Annotated in this window: 14 protein-coding genes; 2 read left to right on the top strand and 12 right to left on the bottom strand. The window is 48.1% G+C overall.

Annotated features, from left to right (window positions below):
* From KO512_RS19495 to KO512_RS19510, 4 genes are all read right to left on the bottom strand, one after another.
* The coding region (locus KO512_RS19495; RefSeq protein ID WP_215954011.1) for a DUF4347 domain-containing protein at positions 1 to 4,055 on the bottom strand (4,055 nt) is incomplete at its 3' end.
* 355 nt (positions 4,056 to 4,410) lie between these two features.
* A complete protein-coding gene (locus tag KO512_RS19500) occupies positions 4,411 to 5,274 on the bottom strand; it encodes an efflux RND transporter periplasmic adaptor subunit (protein ID WP_215953990.1) in 864 nt (287 codons plus the stop codon).
* Between the two features lie 48 nt (positions 5,275 to 5,322).
* Positions 5,323 to 7,473 carry a hypothetical protein gene (locus tag KO512_RS19505; RefSeq protein ID WP_215953991.1) on the bottom strand — a complete coding sequence of 717 codons (2,151 nt, stop codon included), beginning with the start codon at positions 7,471 to 7,473 and terminating at the stop codon, positions 5,323 to 5,325.
* Positions 7,470 to 8,729, bottom strand: coding sequence for an efflux RND transporter periplasmic adaptor subunit (locus KO512_RS19510; protein WP_215953992.1), 1,260 nt, complete (start codon positions 8,727 to 8,729; stop codon positions 7,470 to 7,472). The genes KO512_RS19505 and KO512_RS19510 overlap by 4 nt, the downstream gene beginning before the upstream one ends.
* A 295-nt stretch (positions 8,730 to 9,024) precedes the next feature.
* Between KO512_RS19510 and KO512_RS19515 the strand changes: the two genes are divergently transcribed.
* Positions 9,025 to 9,828 carry a TSUP family transporter gene (locus tag KO512_RS19515; RefSeq protein WP_215953993.1) on the top strand — a complete coding sequence of 268 codons (804 nt, stop codon included), beginning with the start codon at positions 9,025 to 9,027 and terminating at the stop codon, positions 9,826 to 9,828.
* Between the two features lie 52 nt (positions 9,829 to 9,880).
* Here the strand turns inward: KO512_RS19515 and fghA are convergent, their stop codons facing one another.
* The gene (gene fghA, locus KO512_RS19520; RefSeq protein ID WP_215953994.1) at positions 9,881 to 10,723 is read right to left on the bottom strand and encodes an S-formylglutathione hydrolase; all 843 of its coding nucleotides are present in this window, start codon (positions 10,721 to 10,723) and stop codon (positions 9,881 to 9,883) included.
* A gap of 78 nt (positions 10,724 to 10,801) precedes the next feature.
* On the bottom strand, positions 10,802 to 11,926 hold the full coding sequence (locus KO512_RS19525) for an S-(hydroxymethyl)glutathione dehydrogenase/class III alcohol dehydrogenase (protein WP_436792285.1): 1,125 nt from the start codon (positions 11,924 to 11,926) through the stop codon (positions 10,802 to 10,804).
* A 134-nt stretch (positions 11,927 to 12,060) separates the two neighbouring features.
* Here KO512_RS19525 and KO512_RS19530 point away from each other — a divergent pair, with 134 nt between their 5' ends.
* Positions 12,061 to 12,930 carry a LysR substrate-binding domain-containing protein gene (locus tag KO512_RS19530; protein WP_215953995.1) on the top strand — a complete coding sequence of 290 codons (870 nt, stop codon included), beginning with the start codon at positions 12,061 to 12,063 and terminating at the stop codon, positions 12,928 to 12,930.
* 66 nt (positions 12,931 to 12,996) lie between these two features.
* Here the strand turns inward: KO512_RS19530 and KO512_RS19535 are convergent, their stop codons facing one another.
* From KO512_RS19535 to KO512_RS19560, 6 genes are all read right to left on the bottom strand, one after another.
* Entirely contained in the window at positions 12,997 to 15,231 is a 2,235-nt protein-coding gene (locus KO512_RS19535; RefSeq protein ID WP_215953996.1) for a putative bifunctional diguanylate cyclase/phosphodiesterase, read from the bottom strand.
* A 4-nt stretch (positions 15,232 to 15,235) separates the two neighbouring features.
* Positions 15,236 to 18,058, bottom strand: a complete 2,823-nt coding sequence (locus tag KO512_RS19540; RefSeq protein WP_215953997.1) for a response regulator — start codon at positions 18,056 to 18,058, stop codon at positions 15,236 to 15,238.
* 224 nt (positions 18,059 to 18,282) lie between these two features.
* Entirely contained in the window at positions 18,283 to 19,431 is a 1,149-nt protein-coding gene (locus tag KO512_RS19545) for an ABC transporter substrate-binding protein (protein ID WP_215953998.1), read from the bottom strand.
* 66 nt (positions 19,432 to 19,497) lie between these two features.
* The gene (locus KO512_RS19550; protein WP_215953999.1) at positions 19,498 to 21,126 is read right to left on the bottom strand and encodes a hypothetical protein; all 1,629 of its coding nucleotides are present in this window, start codon (positions 21,124 to 21,126) and stop codon (positions 19,498 to 19,500) included.
* A gap of 4 nt (positions 21,127 to 21,130) precedes the next feature.
* The gene (locus KO512_RS19555) at positions 21,131 to 22,807 is read right to left on the bottom strand and encodes an MFS transporter (RefSeq protein ID WP_252735132.1); all 1,677 of its coding nucleotides are present in this window, start codon (positions 22,805 to 22,807) and stop codon (positions 21,131 to 21,133) included.
* A complete protein-coding gene (locus KO512_RS19560; RefSeq protein ID WP_215954000.1) occupies positions 22,804 to 23,943 on the bottom strand; it encodes a diaminopimelate epimerase in 1,140 nt (379 codons plus the stop codon). Before KO512_RS19560 ends, KO512_RS19555 begins: the two co-directional genes overlap by 4 nt.
* Positions 23,944 to 24,309: the final 366 nt, after the last annotated feature.

The following is a 24,309-nucleotide window of genomic DNA, read 5'->3' on the forward strand; positions in this document are numbered from 1 at the left end:
CTCGTAAATACTTGCCCGACATCGGCATCATCGAGCGTGTAAGTGGCGTTCGTGGCACCGGCCAGATCACTCCAGTTCACCCCATCCACGGAACGCTGCCATTGGTAGCTGAAGCTGTTGCTCAGTCCGTCTACATCGCTGATGCCGCTGGTATCGGCCATTAAAGTTTGGTCTTCTTCAGCGCTGCCGCTAATCAGCGGTAATCCAACAATCGGATCGTTAATCGCGCTAACGGCATCGGTGGCGCTGCTCACCAACGGCCCTTCGGCGAAGCCCTGATCATCGGTGATGTTCACTGCGACTCTTAGATACTGCCCGACATCGGCATCACCCAGCATATATGTCGCGTTGGTGGCGCCGGCCAGATCACTCCAGTTCACCCCATCTACGGAACGCTGCCATTGATAGCTGAAGCTGCTACTGAGTCCGTCCACATCGCTGATGCTACTGGTATCGGCGGTGAGGGTTTGATCCTCTGCGGCGCTGCCGCTAATCAGTGGCAGACCAACGATCGGATCGTTAATCGCGCTAATGGCATCGGTGGCGCTGCTCACCAACGGCCCTTCGGCGAAGCCCTGATCATCGATGATGTTCACAGCGACTCGTAGATACTGGCCGACATCAGCATCATCGAGTGTGTAATTAGCTCCGGTAGCGCCGGCTAGATCACTCCAGTTCACGCCATCAGCGGAACGCTGCCATTGGTAGCTGAAGCTATTGCTGAGTCCGTCCACATCGCTGATGCCACTGGTATCGGCGGTAAGGGTTTGATCTTCTGTGGCACTGCCGTTAATCAGTGGTAACCCAACAATCGGATCGTTAATCGCGCTAATGGCATCGGTGTCGCTACTGACTAATGGCCCTTCAGCGAAGCCCTGATCATCGGTGATATTCACCGCGACTCTTAGATACTGACCCACATCGGCATCATCGAGTGTATACGTCGCATTCGTGGCACCGGCCAGATCACTCCAGTTAACACCATCGGTGGAGCGCTGCCATTGGTAGCTGAAACTGTTGCTCAGGCCGTCCACATCGCTGATGCCGCCGGTATCGGCGGTGAGGGTTTGACCTTCTTCAGCACTGCCGCTAATCAGTGGCAATCCAACGATTGGATCGTTAATCGCGCTAACGGCATCGGTGGCGCTACTCACCAACGGCCCTTCGGCAAAGCCCTGATCATCGGTGATATTCACCGCGACTCTTAGAGACTGGCCGACATCGGCATCATCCAGCGTATACGTCGCGTTAGTGGCACCGGCCAGATCACTCCAGTTCACACCATCGGCAGAACGCTGCCATTGGTAACTGAAGCTGTTGCTCAGTCCGTCCACATCGCTGATGCTACTGATATCGGCGGTGAGGGTTTGATCTTCTTCGGCACTACCGCTAATCAGTGGCAAGCCAACAATAGGATCGTTAATCGCGCTAACGGTATCGGTGGCACTGCTCACCAATGGCCCTTCAGCGAAGCCCTGATCATCGGTGATGTTCACGGCGACTCGTAGATATTGCCCGACATCGGCATCATCGAGCGTGTAAGTGGCGTTCGTGGCACCGGCCAGATCACTCCAGTTCACCCCATCCACGGAACGCTGCCATTGGTAGGTGAAACTATTATTACTTAGGCCATCCGGATCACTGATACCGCTAGTATCAGCACTAAGCGTTTGATCTTCTTCAGCAGTACCATTTATCTCAGGTTGCCCACTGATAACGTCACTTGTTCCACTGATCTGACCGACCCCACTGCTCGACAACGGGCCTTCAGCGAAGCCCTGGTCATCAGTAATATTCACCACAACCCGCATGTATTGCCCAACATCCGCGTTGCCCAAGGTGTAATTCACCTCGGTAGCACCGCTGATATCATTCCAGTTCGTGCCATCAAGGGACCGCTGCCATTGATAACTGAAGCCAGCACTTAAACCGTCATTATCGGAAATACCACTGGTATTCGCCGTTAACGTCTGACCTTCCTCGTGGATGCCATTAATCTGCGGTAAACCGTTAATCGGATCGTTCACGGCACTCACAACCTCAGTCGCCGTGCTAATCACTACCTCATGGGTATCACCGCCATCCATGTAACTAACAACGACATTAATAACAGCACCCACATCAGCGTCGTCAAGCTGATACTGGTTACCCGTGGCGCCCGCAACCGCTACACCATCCCGCTGCCACTGGTAACTAAAAGCGCCTAAACCATCGTCATCGGATAAAGCACTGACATCCGCCATGAGGGTCTGATCTTCAACCGCAGCGCCATTAATGCTTACACCACCCTCCGGATCAGCATTGGTGCCGGCTTGCGCGGCATAAAAACTAATAGCATCAAGGCTATCACTATTTTCCTCTAATCCAATATCTGAGCCATCAAAGAATAGCGAAGCGTTCATCGAAGTAGCTCCATTCATTAATGTTGTTTGCGACACATTCAGGGCAAAAACATCCTGACGTTCACCCTCAACATCATCCGCGGCAACACCATTGTCACCATCCAGCGTAACTAAAATAGTGCCCGCCGTGAGATCAACATCACTGATTGTATAATCATTTTCAACCAGCTCTATGCCGACTAACTTATCCTTAAATAGGTCATCACCAGATAGATTTTCTTCAGTGCCATCAATGAGTGTTGTGACGGTACCATTCGTCGCATTAGTGGACAGATCTCCGGGATTAAAGATATGAATTCCGTAATCATTACTGCCATCGCCTTCAACCGTGAATAAAAAAGAGCCGGCTTGCAGGCTGGTACCCCCCACAACCGTTGACTCTTCAACTAAGGTTAAACCCGAAATATCTTTATTGGATGGGTTGGTAAATAATAAAGAAAAGGTGCCTGCGCTATAATCGCCGACACTGTCTGGGCGGAAGAGAAAAACATCTTCTTTTTTCACATCTAGGTCAGATGAATCTGAACTTTCTAATGTTTGATCATCAGCTAATGAAAGCAGTATATCACCCGCTTTTAGCTCAATCGGGGTTCCAGTACCAATACTAATGTCGGTGGTGACATGATGAATCGCATCAATATTCGTATTTTCGTCATCAATAAAGTTTTCAATATCAAAACCCGTTACGTCGATAATACCGCCAGTAGAAGTACCGAACCCACCAATGGAGGTCGCTGGGACAGTCACCGGTTCGAAATTAACAATATCAGTATCATTCCAAGTAACCGATTGCAATATATTAACAACATCCACATCAGCCTCGGTAGAAAACCAAAAAGTATCGGCCGCCAGCACTCCAGACCAACTCGCCTGATCAGCTAAGTTAATAGCCGTCGTATCGACCTGCCCTATTTGATACTCAAGCTGCCAATCACCGCTGAGAGAAGCATCACCGGTTAAATCATCACTGGCGGCAATATCTGCCGAGGTTAGGCTAGCCAGCGCTTGTACAAAGGCTTCCCCTTCGGCTGACTGAGCAACATTACAACCGTAAATAAGAATATCGGCGCTGTCGGTCAGTGAATCTTGCCAAAGACTAAGTTGATCGGAGTATTGGCTTAGCGTATTGCTATTTAATACGCTACTACCTAATTCAAGCGCGCCATCGGAGCCATGGCTGATCAAGTGAATAGTCTGAATCCCAGAATAACCATGTAATGCGGCAGTAATACTCTCGACACCATCATGGTCAGGATTAATAAATATCGTTAAAGCGTTTTGACTATTCGGGCTGATACTTTCAAGTAAGGTAGCTGAGTCTGCCACTCGACTATCGACGATGATTAGCTCAGAAACGGACGTTGTCGTATTCAAGCCGTCCTCAGGATCGGCAAGCCCGACATCCGGCGATAACGATTGGGGATACTCCGCATCACCCGGTGTAAGGGAGTCCGCGGCAAAGGAATTGTCGGGGAAATCAGTCACTATGACCTGATCAAGATCAACCACAGCATCACTGCCGATATCATCCGAGAAATCCATGGCAACAGACAAGACCGATGTCACCGGATCCGCAGACAATAATAACCGAGGTTCCGCTTTCTCAAGCAGAAGGGCTGCGCTTGAATGCTTACTCGTATGTGGTTCTGACATCAGACCTCCAGTCTACTCTATGCATCAGCATGACGATCAACCTCTCCAAGCTTTTGCTTAAGAAACAACAGGCCTACTTTTTTCATCGTTAACGCCCTCTCAATTGAGGTGCGCAAACGTCATCAGAACTTCATTAATAACGCCGCCCATTTCTGGCGGATGACCTATTCCCAAACGGTGTGTAAATCACACGAAACCAAAGTCACATGGCCCTACAATGCCACTCCATTGTACTCACCATAATCGAGATCTCTGACGTTCTCTACGTCTGTACCTCTCATATTGATGATTGTTTTTTTAGGGGCTCACTCGCCTTTTCAATAAAGGGTAATAATCACCCTTTCTGCGTTTGTATTTACTCTAACGGCGCCGCATCCTGCTCATCAGTCTTGGCAACAACCTTATCCGTAAACTTCAAGTCACATTTGATACCGGCAGGAATTCTCAGCTCAGGATTGTCCATTTCTAACTGAACACCAAATGCACTACTACCAACATCACCCACCGGATCGATTGCAATCACCCGGGCAATGCTTGCATGCTGATCATCAATTTCTGGATACACCTGTGCCGTATGACCAATAGCAAGTTTGCCAAAATATTGCACCGGCACCATCGTCTCGATATGCAGAGGGTTCAGAGCCACCAGCCTAACGACAGGGTCTTCATCCACATATTCCCCTTGATGCTTGAGGTTACGCTGAACAACACCATTAATAGGGCTGGAAATGATCCGCTGCTCAAGCAATGCTTTCGCCCGAGCCAACTCTAATCCTCTTATTTTCGTCTGTTCTTTAGCCTGCTTAACTGAGGCCGACGATAACTTAACCGCCCGCTCTGCCTGTTCTTTATCTTGAGAAGATGCAGCGTGGGTCAAATACACTTCATTCACTCTAGCTGAGGCGAGACGGTCATAGTTAAGATTAACCAATCCGCCATCCAGATCTGATTTTATCGCCGCCCGTGCCTTAGCCAACTGGACCGAAGCAAGCTCTACACGATCATCAAGCCGTGCCACTCGCTGCCCTTTTGTTACCCGCTCTCCCCGTTTTACTAATACCTCGGTTATCACGCCTGGAGAAGAACTACTCAGATCAATACTCTTAGACGGACTGATAATACAATCCAGTGCCGGTAACTGATCATTTTGTTCAGGTTCAGCCATCACGGGGGTAAAGACACTCCCCAAGCAAATAAAACAACAGATCAGTAATCTCAAATTAAACTCCTTTTTATACTTTTGCTTCATACGATCAACCACTAAAAACTAAAGCATTTTTTTAAACCAAAACTCACGCGCCCTGTAAAATAGCTCACTGACTAAGCTGTGAGGGCTATGACTAAATTTCACATAGACCGTTTTTGCCGGTACTCGATCAGTAAACACGCCATCAGCCAAAAAAACCTCACGACTGGCCGTGGGTAGATCCAAATTAAATTGAAACATTGGATGTATTGTTTTTACCTCAGATTCATCCGTCATATCCACTAATATATCACCCCCATAAGCCGAACCTAAGATGGCATCCGGTAAAAAATGTATGGCTTGGGGAATCGCTCTAATGCTATTAACAGCAATACTGTGATTGGGATAACTGGCGAAACGTACCTCTGCTGTAACGCCCTTCCTCTTAAGAAGCTCTGCCTCAGCCACCGACACCACCACCTGCACCTCAAAATTTCCCGGTTGATAGACAAACCCAAGGAGTTCGCCTTTTTCCACATAACGTCCTTCAAGGTCTTGCCAACGATCAATAACCAAGGTCCCCGCTTGAGAAGCCCGAATCGACAACCCATTGATTTCCTCAGTCACATGAACGATCGCTTTATGTAACGATCCTATCTGCTCAACTAGCAATGAAGCTCGTTGCGATTCATCCAACAAGGCCGAATGGCGCAAATTCTCTTTTATGCTCAACTCTGCGTTAAGCTTATCCCGCTTAGCCAATAGATCGGGATTATCGAGAACAAAAATAGCATCCCCTTCATTGACATGTCGGCCTGAAGCATCCAACCCAGTGACAACCCCATCCGTAATCGAGCGTAACTGCGATTGCTCAGGTAAAACAATAACCCCTTTGGCCATGAATGTTGTTTTAAAAGGAATAAATAATATCAACAAGACAGTCAACAACGCCGAGGAGATCACAACCACAGGACGTAAAACGTTCTTTTGACGACGGGCCATACCCCAAAGCTCATAAACAAAAATGCCGCAAGGTTTGAGCAACTGAATCCAAAGAGCCCAAACAGCGATACATAACCCTAGCCACAGAAAATAATCACTCACTAACGCGACGATAACCATAATAATAAATAAACGATAACACAGTGCTGCCGGTCCATACGCCAACAACCACTTCACCTCCCTAGGCTGACAAGCAACGGGGGTTTCAACGTGGAGACCGAACACTCGACTCAACAATACCTGACGAAAATAAAGCTGAGCCCTAGACGCAAGATTTGGTACTTCAATCCAATCTGAAAACAGATAATACCCATCGAATCGAAGCAAAGGATTAGCGTTAAATAGGATAGTGGATAATGATCCCGTTAACGCCACAATAAAGCCTATCTCCTGCAATACGGTTTGTTCACTCACACACCAAACAAACAATCCTACGGCCGCGAGAAACATCTCAGCCATAACACCGGCCGCAGCCACCAGCATTCGCTGCCGTTTATTCGAAAAGTGCGAGCTATCCGATGCATCCACGAAAGGCACAGGAATAAAAACCAGCAACATCAAACCGGCTTTTTTTACCCGCCCACCGCCTTTCCACACAGCTAAACCATGGGCTATTTCATGAACCAGCTTTAACACAGGGTAAACGACCCAAAACCAAAAAATATAAGCCGGATCCGTCGCCCGCATCTGTAGATAGGCATACAGCTCTGTCTTATGATCTAGCCATAGAAAGACGCCCGAGCTAATCACCAAGCACCAGGTCACGGCAAAATAAGGACTAAAAAGCAAAGGGCTCAGCGGTGATAACCGCCGCAATAGTGGATCAGGATTGAAGGTAAAAAAAACGAAACTCACGGGGTTAAATGGCCGTTTAGCTTGATTTGGCTGGCGTTCAACGAGCGTTTCTGTACCGTTGGCCACGGGTATAACAATCCCTAGCTCGATTAACCGAGCAATCTGCTGTGCCAGCTCATGCTCAGAGACGGAGATCTCCTCATTCAGACAGATCTGTTGCAGACTCGTACGACCATTTAAACGCTGTAAAATGGTTCGTGTCAGATCATCAATGCGGTATTGATTTTCAGTATCGGCGGCTTGAATCAACCACCAAGACACGCCACCATCAACACGGTGGCTGAACTTAATACCCTGCACGCAGGTTAACTGGGCATTTTTCAACTGTTCCCACAAACCGTCCGCTGTGGTTAGTCCTATAGTCTGTTCGGTCATGGCAGCCATTGCCACGTTTTAAAGCGAAGCCATTGAAGCAGCGGACCAAACAAAACCTCACCTAACCGTTTGCGGCCTACGGTAATATCAGCAAACCCTTTCATTCCTGGTCGAATATCGGAACTCCCCTCTCCTTTTATATGACCTTCAACACGATAAAAACGTTGTCCTAATTGAGCCGTAAATACCGATGATACCGAATCTAACACAACCGGATAGGCGCGATTCCCTAGGCCTGTTAACAATATTTCGCCTTTATCGCCGCTGCTGACATAGCGAATATCGGCTTCATCTACCTCAAACACGATCCGATATTGCCCCACCGGCGCCATTTCAAACAGTACCTGCCCCTGTTTCACCACAGAACCGATGGCCCGCCCCATATCACCGCTGATAATCTGCCCTGTTATTGGAGCCCGTAGCGCTAACCGATTTAGCTTTTGCTGTAATAGCCGAATATCAATCTTGGCAATATCACTCTGCAGAGAGAACTGCTGTGCTTCTGCATAATTAAGTTGAGATAGCGCTTGGCGATGCTGTTTTTCAGCCACCGCCACATCATTTTTCAGTTGGTCGAGTTGTAACCGAATGTCGGCATCATCGAGAGAAGCAATCAGCTGCTCCTGCTTAACAAGCTCACCAGCCTGCACATCAATACTCTTAATAAAGCCGTCCATCGGAATCGTGATCGAGCGTTGCACACTGCCTTCAACGACGACGGGTGACTTAATTGAATGATCGACTGGCAAATACAAACAGAACATGAGAAAAAGCAGCCCAGCCAACAGGTATAAACGGTAAGATCTAGCTTGACCGTAAAGACGTTGAAATAAAGGATTAGAGGGCTGTTGAACCTGAACTAAAGCGCTCGGAGACGATAACTGAGTATTCACCGGCACTTTGCGAGCCAGTAGCTGGTACCAAACCAGACTCCAATCGATCAGAGAGAGTTGATACCGCGGATTCACATCGGCGCCTTGAAAACAGGCTAAAAAGATCAACCGTTGACCGTCAGGGCCGATAAACTGCTTACTAATGACACAGAATGAATCATCATTCGCATTAAGGTAGCTAATCACTGGGTTATCGCTGTTTGCCGCCAGATCCACCTGCGGGAGAAAAGGATCCAAAGCGTCATCCTTATCCGCAGGCCAACAGCCGATCCGCTCAGGCACTCCCTTTGCAACCGAGAACACCGCCGCCAATTTGACCCCGCTCAACATCAAGCAAACGGTTTTCAGCCAATCATTTAGCATTTAGCTCCCCAATACTATGGATAACAAACAGCATCTACGCAGCCTTCAATAGCCGCATTGATATGAAGCAGTGCAAGCAATACAAATGGCTTAACCTTACATTCAACGGTAAGGGTTCACTTTAACATCAACTAAGATACTTTAAGTATCACCTATTAGCCCAGAGTGGGATATATAAACCCAATACGATCTACCCCTCGATAAGGCCTTATTTAGCTAATATTCGGCTTAAATAGCGCTATCACCGTAAGCCGTTGAGCTGTTAAAGTGCCGCTGATCAAACGAGGATAGGCTTATGGAGCTCGATCTAGCACTCATTTTATTATTTATTCTGACCGGACTCGCCGCCGGCGTCATTGATGCAATCGCGGGCGGTGGAGGCATGATTACCCTGCCGGTGTTGCTGATATCGGGTATGAGCCCCGTAGAAGCACTGGCGACTAATAAACTACAGGGCAGTTTTGGCACCTTTGCCGCTTCGTTATATTTTGTCCGCAAGAAACTCGTCGACCTGACACAGATGAAACTGATGATTATCTGTACCTTTGCTGGCGCCGTGACGGGCACGGTGATCGTGCAGCAGCTCGATACCAGTCTGCTGGCATCGGTTATGCCGTTGTTACTGGTGCTCATCGCCCTATACTTTATGCTGTCCAAGCAGATCGGCGATACCGAAAAAGCACGCAAGATTAGTGACGCCCTATTTGCCTTTGTTTTTACGGCGGCGATCGGCTTCTATGATGGTTTCTTCGGCCCAGGCACCGGCACTTTTTTTGCTTTGGGTTTTGTATCCCTGCTAGGTTTCAGTATGGCCCGCGCGACGGCACATACGAAAATTCTAAATTTCACCTCAAATATTGCCGCGCTGATCTTCTTTGCTATCGGTGGCAATATTCTCTGGTTAGCGGGCTTTATCATGGCGGCTGGGCAGCTTGTTGGTGGTCAGATCGGCGCACAGCTAGTCGTCAGCCATGGGGTTAAACTGATTCGACCACTGGTTGTGGTAGTGACCCTGACGATGTCCGCTAAACTGCTGTTTGATCAGTATCAAAACAGCTCAGGTATGCTGTTTGGCCCTTGGCTTAATCTGTTTAATTAGTACAGACAAAAAAAGAGGGCTCATCGAGCCCTCTGCGCATATAACAACCGGCCTATTCGGCGGTTAAATATCGGTGATGGAAACGCAACTGCGCTTCGATAAAGCTGGCAATAAAGTAGTAGCTATGATCATAGCCTTCATGCAGCTCTAGCTGTAACGGATAGCCCGATTCAGCCGCAGCCGCCGCTAGTTTTTCTGGCTGCAATTGTTCAGTCAGAAAATCATCGGCCAGCCCTTGATCAACCCGTGTTGGCAGATGTTCAGGCTGGTTACGTAACAATACCGTGGTATCGTACTGCTCCCAATTGCTTTCATCGCTGCCTAAGTAGGCACTAAAGGCTTTACGCCCCCAAGGACAACTCATAGGGTTACTGATAGGGCTAAACGCTGACACCGACGTATAGCGTCCGGGATTACGCAGACTAATCATTAGCGCACCGTGGCCACCCATCGAATGCCCAGCGATCGCCCGCTGCTGTGATACCGGAAAAGTCGCTTCGATCAGTTTAGGCAGCTCATCCACGATATAATCGTACATCCGGTAATGTTCGTTCCAAGGCGCTTGGGTCGCATTGACATAGAAACCTGCACCCTGTCCCAGATCATAGCCCTCATCGTTAGCGACATCATCGCCACGGGGGCTGGTATCCGGTGCCACAATGGCGATACCGAGTTCGGCAGCAACCCGCTGCGCACCAGCCTTCTGCATAAAGTTTTCATCACTGCAGGTCAGGCCCGACAACCAATACAGTACCGGCACCTTCTCGCCACTCTGCGCCTGGGGCGGCAGAAAGATCGCAAAGCGCATACTGACACCCAGCGCTGCGGAGGGATGGTTATACTGTTTGTGCCAGCCACCGAAGCTCTTCGTCTGGCTTACAAGTTCTAAACTCATAGGTGAATTCCTTAGGATTCGATTAACAACAACCGCTTAGGCTATCGCGATATCCGCGACAGCCCCGGCCACTGATCGTTACTTATCGTAATGAATCACACTGCGAATACTCTTGCCTTCATGCATCAGGTCGAACGCTTCATTGATGTCTTCCAGACCCATGGTATGAGTAATGAAGTCATTCAAAGCGAACTCCCCTTGCATATAGCGCTCAACGATCTCTGGCAACTCAGAACGCCCTTTAACACCACCGAAGGCAGAACCACGCCAGACTCGCCCAGTCACCAATTGGAACGGACGGGTAGAGATCTCTTGGCCCGCACCGGCCACACCGATGATGACTGACTCGCCCCAACCTTTATGACAGCATTCCAGCGCGGAACGCATCACGTTAACATTACCAATACACTCGAACGAGTAATCAACACCGCCATCGGTCAGATCAACAATGACTTCTTGAATCGGCTTGTCGTAGTCTTTTGGGTTGATGCAATCCGTGGCACCCAGTTTACGGGCCAGATCGAACTTAGATTCGTTGATATCGATCGCAATAATACGGTTAGCTTTCGCCATCGTCGCACCGATAATCGCGGACAAACCAATACCACCAATACCAAAGATGGCAACGGTTGCACCCTCTTCGACCTTAGCCGTATTCATCACGGCACCCATACCGGTGGTCACACCGCAACCCAGCAAACAAACTTCTTCCAATGGGGCTTCTTTATTAACCTTGGCCAAAGAAATTTCTGGCAGCACGGTATATTCAGAGAACGTTGAACAGCCCATGTAGTGATAAATTGGCTGACCATCTTTGTAGAAACGCGTTGTACCGTCAGGCATCAACCCCTTACCTTGGGTCTCGCGGATTTTCTGGCACAGGTTAGTCTTGCCAGACTTACAAAATTTACACTCGCCACACTCAGGGGTGTACAGAGGGATAACATGATCGCCCACGGCAACGCTGGTAACACCTTCGCCGATCTGCTCAACAATACCACCGCCTTCATGACCGAGTATCGCCGGGAAAATACCTTCTGGATCTTCACCTGACAGGGTAAACGCATCGGTATGACAAACACCGGTGGCCACAATGCGCACTAGCACTTCACCCGCCTGAGGCGGCATAACATCAACTTCTTCAATAGACAGGGGCTGGTTCGGTCCCCAAGCAATGGCAGCTTTAGACTTAATCATGGTCATTTTCTTCAACTCGTTGCGGGTTAGATTTCAGATTCGGTTTCAAACGAACATAAGATAATAAGTATTCATTGTAGTTGTTTATGAAAACAAGATAATCTACCTTTTTATCAATATACTTTTACGAGAATGTAACAATGAGCCGTTGGGAAGGGGTTTCTGAGCTAATCGCCGTGACAGAAACATCGAGCTTTACTGCCGCTGCCAAAAAATTGGGCATCTCCACCGCTCAGGTCAGCCGCCAGATCAGTGCACTGGAAAACCGCCTCGGCACCAAGTTGTTTTACCGCACCACCCGTAAAGTCACCGCCACCGAAGCCGGCCAGACCTATTATCAATATTGTCGGCAACTTCTAAACGGCTTAGAAGAAGCTGAGCGAGCTGTCACCAATCTACAAAATACGCCCCGTGGCAAACTAAAAATCACCGCCCCCGCGACCTACGGTGAACAAAAAATAATGCCATTGATCAATGACTTTATCTGCCTCTATCCAGAATTAGAGGTACATTGTCACCTAACTAACCAAACCGTTGATTTAGTGGCCTCGGGGTTTGATCTGGCTATCCGTCTAGGCAAGCTAGAAGACTCCAGTATGATTGCCCGACAATTGATTTCTCGACAACTCTACGTTTGCGCCTCGCCCGACTATCTCACGACCCATGGCGAACCCCATGTTCTCAGTGAACTGAGCCACCATAATTGTCTCTTAGGAACACTGGAATACTGGCGTTTCAATGAACAGAAACTGGAACGTAACATTAAAGTGAGCGGCAATCTGCATTGCAGCAGCGGCCAAGCACTTCTGGATGCGGCTTTGAAAGGGATCGGTATCGTGCAGTTGCCCGACTATTATGTGGAGCCCCATTTACAACGCGGTGAACTGCTTCCGTTATTACAAAACTATCAACACTCAGGAGAAGGCGTCTGGGCACTCTATCCCCATAACCGCCACCTGTCCTCGAAAGTGAGAATGCTAGTTGATTATCTTGCCGAGCACTTAAGCTAACAACCCCATTAAAGACGCCTAGCAGCCTTCACGCGCTAAATAATGCCTTTAGCGAGTGAAGCCCTGTTAATCATTAGGCGCGAGGGTTATATAACCGTTGCCACTTTTGAGCAATGCCGCTAAGTCATCAGGCGTCAGAGGGCGACTAAAGAGATAGCCCTGCACCTCTTCACAGGCAAGCTCGTTAAGAAACGCGAGCTGATCCCTGTCTTCCACCCCTTCAGCCGTCACGCTCAAACCCATATTATGGGCCACCGCGATAATAGCCTGCGTCACGGCGGCATCATCAGAGTCCGTTGTCACATGGGTAATGAAGGAGCGATCGACCTTTAAACGATCGATAGGGAAACGTTTAAGATAACTAAGACTAGAATAGCCTGTACCAAAGTCATCAATAGCCAACTGAACACCCAGCGCTTTCAAGCGGTGCAGGGTTTCAACCGAACCTTCAACATCATCCATCAACATATTCTCAGTGATTTCGAGCTCTAAACAGTCAACCGGCAACCCCGTATCCAATAAAACTTGGGTCACTAGTTTGTCAATATGCTGCTTGGCAAACTGACGCACCGACAGGTTAACCGCCACTCGAATGTGCGGCAGCCCTTCTAGCTGCCACTGTCGAGTTTGCCGACAGGCTTCCCGCATCACCCATTCGCCAATGGCGGAAATAAACCCTGTTTCTTCAGCCACCGAAATAAATTCTACTGGAGAAACGAGACCTAGTTGCTCACTGTTCCAGCGTAACAGTGCCTCAACCCCGACGATTCTGCCGCTACACATATCAACCTGAGGCTGATAGTTCAAGGTCAGCTCATTATCTTCAATTGCATGGCGCAGTGCGCTTTCCAATGCCAGACGACGCTTAGCAGCCACATTCATCGACTTTACAAACAGTTCATAACCGTTTTTACCCGCATGCTTGACATAATACATAGCGGCATCGACATTTTTCATCAGACTATCAACATTTTCCCCATGATGAGGGAAAACGGCGATGCCGATACTGGGGGTAATCACAACCTCTTGACCGGCCAAATCAATCGATCGCCCAATCGTATCCAGAATGCGTCGGGCAACCTGTTCGGCATCTTTAACCTGGTTAATCTCTGGCAGCAGCACGGTAAACTCATCACCGCCAAAGCGAGCAACTTGCGGTAGTAATCGGCTCTGCTCAGCGTTACTGGCATCCGGATCTGTCGTTTCACTATCATCGACCCGAAGCGCATCCGCAACACTCTCCTCAAAGGCGGTATCAACATCTGTCACACTGATGCTCTGAGACAGACGACAAGCAACCTCTTTCAATAACAAATCGCCCATCCCATGACCGAAGGTATCGTTGATCCGCTTAAAATTATCGAGATCAAGAAATAACACGGCACCCAGGCTACCATTGCGTGCCGCATGATCCATTGCCAACTGCACCCGTTCGCAAAAGACACTACGATTAGAAAGCCCAGTTAAACTATCAAACCGCGCCAATTTTAACACCTGATCTTGAGCTTGCTTGAGCTCTGACACATCCAACATCGTGCCTGAAATTAGTTGGGCTCGCCCTTGGTTGTCGCAAAACACTTCAGCTTGATGCTGCATATTACGAATATCGTCACCGAGCAAACAGATACTGTGATTAATACCCGACATAAAACCCGAATAATGACAGTTAAGCAGTTCCCGAAACCAGTGTCGCAATTGAGGCCACTCATTGGCAGGAACCGCGCGTAAAAAAGAACGAAAGCTGCGTGAAGTCACACCCAGCTTAGCTCCTTGTAAATGGTAGAACTGATCGGACCAATACACTTCACCAGTGCTGATGTGCCATTCCCAATTACCTAAGCGAGCAATCCGTTGTGCATTCCCCAGACGAGCTTCGCTTTTCTGTAACTGCCGTAGCTGTTCATTGGTATTGCTGGCCCGAATCATATAATTAAGTCGATGGCCTAAGACTTTCCAGTTGAAGGGTTTTGAAACGAAATCGGTGGCCCCAGCCGCATAGGCCTCACGCACCGAATCAATATCATCCTGTCCCGTGGCCATTAATATCGGTACTAATTTTCCATAAGGTATACTGCGTAACTGACGGCAAACATCAAACCCGTTCAGCCCAGGCATCTCTACATCCATCAGCACAATATCAGGCTGAGTCTCCTGAAAAAGCTGAATGGCGGTTAGACCATTATCCGCCAACAACACATCAAACCCTTCTTGCTCTAGAGAGTGTGTCGCCAATATACGGGCGGTAAGATCATCATCTACAACCAACACCCTAAAAGGTGTCGAGACTTTATCAATGGTCACCGGGTTACATCCCTTCTGATTTTCTAATGGCTATTAATACTTGCTTCGCTTGTTCATATTCAATCTTAATCTCTTCCAATAATTCGCCGGCTCGCGCAAGCTCGTTACTTCGGCCTAACTGCTCGAGCTCTTTACATAACTCAGCTAAGGCTAACGCCCCCAAATTGTAACTACTTGATTTAAAACTATGAGCAGCCAACTTCAACATATCTGTATCTTGCTCTGCGAGAGCCTTGTGTAAACAATCTAGGTCTTCAATAGATTTTTCGAGATAAGCATCAATAATTTTGGGCAGAAAAGTACCGTCGTTATCCATCTCAATTAACTGTGAGATCACTTTTTTATCAATCGCAGTGTTATGAATAACAGCTTGAGGCGGCTCATGATGATCACGATCGGCCATTAATACGTTATGGGAGATGTCTGTTTGTGGCAACCAGCGTTTAAGCACCCGTAAAATCTGTCTTTTATTAAACGGTTTGGCGAGATAATCATCCATACCGGCCTGCAGACAACGCTGCCGATCATCTGCCACCGCATTGGCGGTCAAGGCGATTATCGGCAGGTATTCAAGCCCCTCTTTCAGCTCCCGTTTACGAATTTCTGCGGTCGCTTGGTAACCATCCATCTGGGGCATCTGGCAATCCATCAACACCAACTGATAATCCCTCTCACGAAGACACTTAAGCGCCTCGACACCGTTACCAGCAACGTCAACCGTCAACCCTAAACCGTTGAGCACCTGACATGCATACGCTTGGTTCACTGAATGATCTTCGACTAACAATATGTGGCCAGTTAGACCATCAGCCTCCGTCAACGGCTTTATTTCAAGAGGATTCGATAACGGAGCCGCATCGGTTTTTTCCAACGTCAGTGTAAACCAGAAAGTCGACCCTTTATTTGGCTCGCTACGAAAATCAATCACCCCGTCCATCATCTCAATCAACTGGCGACAGATGGACAACCCCAGCCCCGTACCACCAAAGTGCCGGGTTGTAGAGCTGTCTGCCTGAGAAAACGCTTCAAAAATCACAGTCTGATATTCTGGCAATATCCCCACACCGGTATCGACCACGCTCACTTGAAAAGCAATATCCTGTTCTGTTTCATGCAACACCACAGCGGATACCTGAACACTCCCGTCAACGGTAAACTTAATGGCGTTACCTATCAGATTAGTCAATACTTGCCTTAACCGGAGACTATCTCCTAACACCACTCGGTTTAATGCTTGAGGGACATTGCAGCTAAAGGTCAGACCTTTTTGTTGAGCTTGTAAACCCAGAACTGAAGCGTGAGCTTGAATCAAGCCCGCTAAATTCAAAGGCTGGTAGTCCAGTTCAAGCTTTCCCGCTTCGATTTTAGAAAAGTCCAAAATATCATTGATGATGTCCAATAAACCTTCGCCAGAATAACGAATCATCTCAACAAAGCCTCTTTGCTCTGGACTCAAATCCGTTTCCAGTACGAGATCAGCCATCCCCAGTACACCATTCATCGGAGTACGAATCTCATGACTCATGGTTGCCAAAAATTCACTTTTCGCCTGGCTGGCATCAATCGCCGCCTCTTTCTCTTTGCGCACCTGCTGAATCGTGCTTCTAATCGCCTTTTCCATAAACAGAAATGATTCCGCCAGCCGGCCAATCTCATCTGACTTTTTCTGCGCCAAGCGTTTAAGATGACAACTCTGCTCGGCGGGGCGAATAAAATCTTGATCGGGCAACGATTTTGCGTATGCGGCAAGAGTATTAAGCGGCGCGGCCATACGGTAGATAAGAATAAAAGCAGCGCCAATACTGGCTAAGAAGATCAGCCCAATAATGAGGCTTTGCTGAGCGACAACTGCGCGTCCCGGAGCCGCGATCTCAGACACCGGCAGCACCACTGCAGAATACCAGTCGAAGGCTTTAAAATAGCTAAAAAATATCTGTATTTGTCGACCACCGGTAAATTCCCGAGGGGGGCTAAGTGCGTTTTCTCCTCGTTCATACGCTGCGATAATTTGCGTCACAACACCGCTTTCATTCCACCCCAGCACATCCTGATCTAACGACTGTTCAGAAGGCTTAATCAATACGTTCTGGTCGCCATCAAATAAAATGGCAAAGCCACTTTCAGCTACCTGAAGCTTATCAAATGTCAGTCGAAGCGCATCGAGAATAAGGTTCATCTGTTGCTGACTCTCTTGCTCGACCTCAGCAAAATCAACAATCAATGCAACCGTCCAGCCCCAAGCCTCCAATGGCATAAAATAGCCCATATACCGATCATCAGTGGACTTTCCCGGTTTTTGCCAAAAGAAAATAGCGCTATCCCCATCTGGACTCAATCGATCAAACCTCATTACACGACTTAATTCTCGACCTTTAAGGTCGCGTAATCCTTCAATGGAGATATTGGAAAGGTGTTTATCGGTACTACCAACAACAACCCCGTTGGGGTTAAGAAAAAGGAAATCTGCGTTTTGAACGGCCACCACCGACAGCCACTGCCGAGCGAGGTGCTTAGCTGAAGCCTCACTGATGACCCCCTGCTCTGACGCTGCAGCATAGTTCTGTAGCGTTGCCAGCCCCATGCGCGCCAACTGCTGCATATCCGCTTTTGTTTCATTAAGAATCGCCACTTTCTCACTGACCAACTGATTATATCCCGCACGAATATTCAAATCGGCCAGCTGTAAAACGTTACGCGCAGACTTCTGCTCAACAACCAACATGGCGTGACTCACCCCCTGTTGGGTGAAATACATCACGCCAGCGGCGGTACACAACAATACCGCCACAATGAGGGCGATAATTTTAAATTTGAAACTGGACAACATACACAGCACTCAAGGTTGTTTTATCTGCCAATAAAACGGATAAAAGCCGCTAACAAACCAGCACCCCATGAATGCTCTATTTGCGCAGCTATTTAAAAGCTCAAAGCTTATTATCTTGGTTTTTCTCTGCTCTACCCTTCATCTCTAATCTAGACATCTATTGATTAAACACTTTGTGCCAACACTCACCTTTCGGGTTGCCTAAAACCACCCATCCAGAGTCATCATTGGCTAGGAATATCCCGATACACCTCATCCGCCGCGCCTAATAAGAGTAACGGTGGGTTAAAGCCAACGACTTCTGCCGTTTTAAGATTTACAGCCATACGGGGCGGTTCTTCAAAAAACTGCGTGAGCTGATTAGGCTGCGCCCCATTAAAAACCTTAGCAAAGGTTTGTGCATGAAACTCCCCCACATAACGGAAACCCGCTTGAGAAAGACTCAATAGAAAACCCTTTCGTACCTCATCCGACCCCGATTGAGAAAAAGTCGGTATACCGTTGTCATTGGCTATTTTCACTAACGTACCAATACTCTGTTCATTAACACCGCCCTGAACCGTAACGTAAATAGCATCCACTTTGGGCGCTAACTCGCGAAAACACTGCTCAACACTCGCTTCTGCTTCCGCCATATCAGTAACATCACTCACTGTGTGACAGCGCACAATATTAAAGCCCCGTTCAGCACTCAGCTTTTCAATCACATCCATCGCCGCATAGCTTCGGCCATTAACTGAGTCCTCATAGGCAACGCCTAGATTATTAAAGTCGAAAATATCGTGAAAAACTCTCACCTGTCGATCGTACCGATTCGGATCAACCGTCGCGTGTATATGGTCATAGCCTGAGTCTGCAATACTTTTAATAATACCCGCCGTTAACGGGTCACTGGTTGATAAAACCATTGTTGGCGTATGGTGCCGATTATTGGATAACGCCTTACCCGCCCAAGTCCCCATTGCAATCATCAAATCTAAATCATGCTGATTAAGACGTTTTATAACCTTATCAGTCACCGATTCTAAAACATCTTCATTCCACTGCGCAGAGTAGTGTGCATCCGGTACAAATTCGATGTAATCACTAGGCAGCTGTTTTAACCACTGCCATAGCTGCGCCGTCTGCTCTCCTTGTTGCTCAGGAATCTCTGTTTTTTCGATCCAACCGAGCTTCATTAAACCTTTCACCGTCTCGATGAGTACTTTTTGATAGTCGGTATACTCGCCCCCCTCAAAATAGCCGACACGCCAACGTTGCCCCTCATTTAACAATGGAGCAGTGGAAAAAACGCCCTTATCAGGGACTCCTGCAAACGCAAGCGGAACCAACATACAGAGCCACAACACACACAGGCTCTTAATTAATCGCATAACTCACTCCTTCCGACTACATCAACAATACACTATTTTATACAAGCGTTTGAATTTTAATACGAATCAACTTAACCGTCTCAAAACAACTCTATCTAACAGTAACGACTTTTGAGCTATCGTCAACGCCTCTCGGCTCTCAAATGATAGCGTTTGCGGCATAATATCAGCCAACGTTTCGGCCAACGAAGCATAGTGGGCATCAGACAGTGAAATATTCTCGATAAACTCAAGCTCCGCCGGCGTGAGCACCCCGCTAGCCAAAATTTCAAGCACTCCTGCTGGCAATACCCCATTGTTTTGCTCAATCATCACCGTTTGCATCCCAGACAGATAACCGTCCGTACGACACTCGGCAATGGCTGAGGCGACCTCAAAGTGATTGTTACTCAATAACACGGCAGTAATCGCAGCCTGCATCTGCGGCAGATAGTCCGCTTGATAATACCCCCCGAGACAAGTAACGCCTCGGGCTAATGCAGTCACAAGAAAACAACCAAATACTGAAGGAAGCAGCTGCCCCTTGCTGATCGCGTCAATCAGCGCTGCTGAATCTAGATGGAACGCATACTCTTTACCATTATCATCACACCCTTGCAGCATTGACACCCCTGCCACACGGGTCAACATTAAAGGAATTCGACGAAGACGCTCATCCACTCCCCAAAAACAAAAAGTTCCACAACCTGATGTAGTCAAAGATTCAGGCTGCTGCCTGCCTACCCAGCGCCGTTCTAATTGCTGACAATCCCAACAACCGGCTATACCGTTTAGCTGTTGATACATCTCACTGACCAAAGATTCTCCTAATAATACCGACACTAGGCTATGAGGATTCCTCAGGTCTTTCAGCAATAACCCCTCCGCTAATGCTTCAAGTTCAATAGTGATAAGCTCAGGCATCATAGTTGATGGGCAAAATAGACGCTTCCAGATTCGCTTATTTAAGGTCACAGACTGGGCAGAATAACCTGATTGAGATAAGACATCTTCGGCGAGGTACTCCGTTTCTAACAACGCCAACAAACTATTAACCGGTGCAGAGCTCTGCCCCGCCTCAGCCAGACGCCGAACCTGCTTTACCGCCTGCTGTAGCATCGGTTGATCAAGCCCTTTAACCCGAGCAACGGGCTGTCGCCTGAATTTATTAGAGAAAAAGGGGATCCGTTGTGGCCAGTGAGTCTGCCTATCACAGGCATAAAGCAGTGCGCCTCGGGGGTATGTCAGATTATCTAACGGGATATTGGCGCATGAAAACACCGGTATGGTACTCACATTCGGTATCTGCCGCTTCGCCAAACCAAACAACAAGCTGCCTTGTACGGACTGAGCAAAATAGTCCACGCCATGATGGTTTGCGGTCAATGCCACCGGATGCAGCAGTAGATCCAATGCCGTTTTCTGAGCGATTGCCTGACCCAATAACGGCGTTAAGTACTGCTCAACAACCTCTGCGATATCATCACGCGGCTGGAAACTCTCTTCACTAAAACGGCAAATATCATTTAAATACGTCGACAATGGTTGCTGCCCAGCCGTTGATAAAACATGCTCAATAACCGGGGCTTTCGACCGAACGGCTAGAAGCAATGATTCAACACACTGCTTTTTTTGCATAGCACTAGGAGGGTCTTCAAACGCAGGAGTCGCCTCAGTTTTATCGACCAACTCATCTTCGCTATCTTGACTGATCATCCGTTTATTTCCGCCCTGTAACCTGAGGACTCGGTTGAACCGGTACCGCACCTTTCAGAAGAGGTTTCCAAGTCAATAACGCAAACAGTATTGCCGTGACGAGATAGGCCACACCGAACAGTACCACCCCAAACTCGATATCAGTCATAGCAATAATCGCCGCAAAAAGAACCGGCCCAAGCATTTGCCCAATACGGCTGCTAGAACGAAAGATCCCCATCGACTTACCTTCACCATAAGCGCTAGTCACCGGTTGATTTAAGACAAAGGCACTCTGTGCAGAAAGCACTAAACAGTTAGACAGCCCCAACATTAAAATCGCCAGCGTAACGGCCACCACACCATCAAACACACTAAACACCAGGAAAGCTAAGCCTCCCAGCAAACAGCCCAGAATAATAGGCAATCGTTTCGTCTCACTCTGGTCAGCATAACGACCAATCGTCGGCCCGCACAGAGCCAGAACAACCCCAAACAGCATCAGCACTTGACCGATCGTCGCATCATTCACCCCCACCCGATTCAGATAAACCGGGCTAAAGTAATTAAGGAACCCAACCACCGCAATCGAAGCCGGCATACTACTGAACAGGATGGCTGCCAATACCTGACGATCACGGAGAAACGCCCAAAAGGTCGTCGGTTTTTTTGATTTAGCCCCAGTATTGAACCCCACTGGCATCACATTTAACTCGGCCTCTAATGGCTTTAATAACACCACCGCGTAGATAATCACGCTGAACACAATCACAGCCCCCAGTAAAAAAACCGGGCCATACCCAAACTGATCGGCCAAAACCGCACCGGTGGCTGCGCCACAGATACTGCCAGAATAAAGCCCAGCAAATAGATGAGCCAAACCTCGGGATTTATTCGTGTTATCGGTATGACGGATCACATATCCCTGTGATGCCAACAATGTTAGGCCATAGCCAAACCCCAACACCCCACGAGAAAGAATGAACTGCAGCGCATCAGGTGCCAACCAAGAATACAAACATCCCACCCCCGTTAAACCTAGCCCGCAGTAGAAAGGCCCCTGCCAACCACGTCGATCTAACCAAACACCGCAAAAAAGAATGGCGAGACCGACGCAGAAAAACTCCACCGAGATGGGTAAACCGATCAAGATATCAGCGCTAATGCCACTAAACTGTTGAGGCAATGTTTCCATATGTAACGGAATAAATGCCATCGACAGATCGATGCCAAATAAAAACAGAAATATCGCCGGGCGCATCTGTTTATAGCGTTCAGAGCCGACTGGGATCAACCGGCAGCGGCTCTGCTGCAACACGGCCAGTTCTAGTGCGATTAATAAGCTAATGAGCAGAATGCTCGCCAGATCAAACAGACTCAACGCCTGATAACCAAAGCAGAAATGCTGCAAACAAAGCAGAGCAAGTGCGACACCACTCAAGCCCATCATCAACCGACCGACACCTTTACCGCTCAAAGGGTCTCTTTTGTGACGGAAAATCTGAACACCGAGCAGGCATATCAAAGAGATCAGCGCAGCATGACCTCCCCAGCCCAGCATCTCAGTCAAGATCACCGGGACACCCGCCCGCTGATAGGCGGCAAAAAGGAGTAAAACAGCAAGCATCAGAATACAACACAGCTGTAGACTACCAGCCAAAAATAATCGCTGCGCCGAACGGAAAGCCATGCTTCGATTCATGTGATTAGCCTGCTGTGATCATCCACGGATACCACCGTCTGCTCAGCGGCCGAGTGATCCGCTAACAGGCGGTAGACACCATCAAATAGCATCACCGGATGACTAGACAGAGACCAACCATGGTCATTAAACTGGATGCGAATCCGCGCTTGATCGTCATACCACCGGCAACGATGAGGCAAAATATCAATATCGCCCAAATTCGATTGATTAAAGTGACGATAAACATAGGCCACCGCCAGCGCTCCCGTACCACAGGCCAGCGTCTCCCGATTGATACCCCGTTCGAAGCAGCGATTCTCAATCACGCCATCGCTCTGCCGGCGAGCCAAATTGACATTGATACCCGCAGGAAATTGCGCCTGATAATGATGATTCAGATACTGCCCGATATGCTCCACCAGCCAAGTTCCGAAATTTTCACGGCGATCCTTAACCGGCCACTGATCTGAACGGCTAAAAATATAATCTGCCAGTTCAGGTATCGAGAAATCAGTATCAGGAAAGATCACTAGGTGGGGCTCACCGGTAAACACCAGATGGGCTTTCATCTGCAACTCGGTAGAGGGGCTCACGTTGCTAAGGTCGCCAGCTCGAAAACGGATATTTATCTGTGGATAAAAATCAATCGTCTGACTGAAAGGGATGGCTTGCCCGCCGTGCGCTAACTCACCGGGCGTACGCCGGGGGTGACCTAGGTTGACCCAGCCACCAATGGGGTCACTTTCGGTCCCCACCTGAGTCACCTTGGGTTGCAACAAAGGCACCTCGGTCAAGATGGACGCCGACGATATACCGTGTTTGTTGAACAGGTGAGCCGCCACGCAGAGTAAACCATTGCCACAGCAGAGGGCTTCTTCGCCATCGGGTTCAAACATGCGGAACAGATAATCAGCTTGATCGGCATTAGGCGGTGAATGCCAATAGCTCCGAGCATCCGCAATAGACGTTAGCACTTCCACCGTGCAGCGCTGAATAACCAGTAGATTATCGCAGCCGACCCCAAAGCTGGTATTCGTCGCCTGAAAGGCAAAGCGTGACATATCGGTTTCTGTAAGCTGTGAATACTCCGTTTCATCAACAATCACAAAATTATTACCGCATGACGTGTATTTCACAAACGGAACGAGTTTCATAGCAGGCTTCCGATCGTATTGGTTAGATATATCAGAATCTATGATCTATAAGAGTTGACGCAAAAACACGCTAGCTAGATAGCGAACAAAAAAGCGATTCGATACTGGCGATCATGGGGTTAATAACATCAACTCAAAACAACAGAAACCAGACTAACAAACACTTGTTTAAATTTATTTTTGATGCAGCAATCTACCATCGACTTACCTAGTAAATCAAATAAGGACCAGCCAACAAGCTGAAATCACTTTATTTAACATCATATATTGATCGACAGACATCTAAACTATAGGTGATCAATAGCTGCTCCATTCAGCAGATTCATTTAAATCAAACGAACATCAAGACAAAAAGGTTGACCGATA

Source organism: Amphritea atlantica, from assembly GCF_018860855.1.
GTDB classification, from domain to species: Bacteria; Pseudomonadota; Gammaproteobacteria; order Pseudomonadales; family Balneatricaceae; genus Amphritea; species Amphritea atlantica_A.

Bases quoted from the DNA above. Each gene is read 5' to 3' on its own strand.
- KO512_RS19505 (WP_215953991.1), bottom strand. From the start codon at position 7,473: ATGACCGAACAGACTATAGGACTAACCACAGCGGACGGTTTGTGGGAA.
- KO512_RS19510 (WP_215953992.1), bottom strand. From the start codon at position 8,729: ATGCTAAATGATTGGCTGAAAACCGTTTGCTTGATGTTGAGCGGGGTC.
- KO512_RS19515 (WP_215953993.1), top strand. From the start codon at position 9,025: ATGGAGCTCGATCTAGCACTCATTTTATTATTTATTCTGACCGGACTC.
- fghA (WP_215953994.1), bottom strand. From the start codon at position 10,723: ATGAGTTTAGAACTTGTAAGCCAGACGAAGAGCTTCGGTGGCTGGCAC.
- KO512_RS19525 (WP_436792285.1), bottom strand. From the start codon at position 11,926: ATGACCATGATTAAGTCTAAAGCTGCCATTGCTTGGGGACCGAACCAG.
- KO512_RS19530 (WP_215953995.1), top strand. From the start codon at position 12,061: ATGAGCCGTTGGGAAGGGGTTTCTGAGCTAATCGCCGTGACAGAAACA.
- KO512_RS19540 (WP_215953997.1), bottom strand. From the start codon at position 18,058: ATGTTGTCCAGTTTCAAATTTAAAATTATCGCCCTCATTGTGGCGGTA.
- KO512_RS19545 (WP_215953998.1), bottom strand. From the start codon at position 19,431: ATGCGATTAATTAAGAGCCTGTGTGTGTTGTGGCTCTGTATGTTGGTT.
- KO512_RS19550 (WP_215953999.1), bottom strand. From the start codon at position 21,126: ATGATCAGTCAAGATAGCGAAGATGAGTTGGTCGATAAAACTGAGGCG.
- KO512_RS19555 (WP_252735132.1), bottom strand. From the start codon at position 22,807: ATGAATCGAAGCATGGCTTTCCGTTCGGCGCAGCGATTATTTTTGGCT.
- KO512_RS19560 (WP_215954000.1), bottom strand. From the start codon at position 23,943: ATGAAACTCGTTCCGTTTGTGAAATACACGTCATGCGGTAATAATTTT.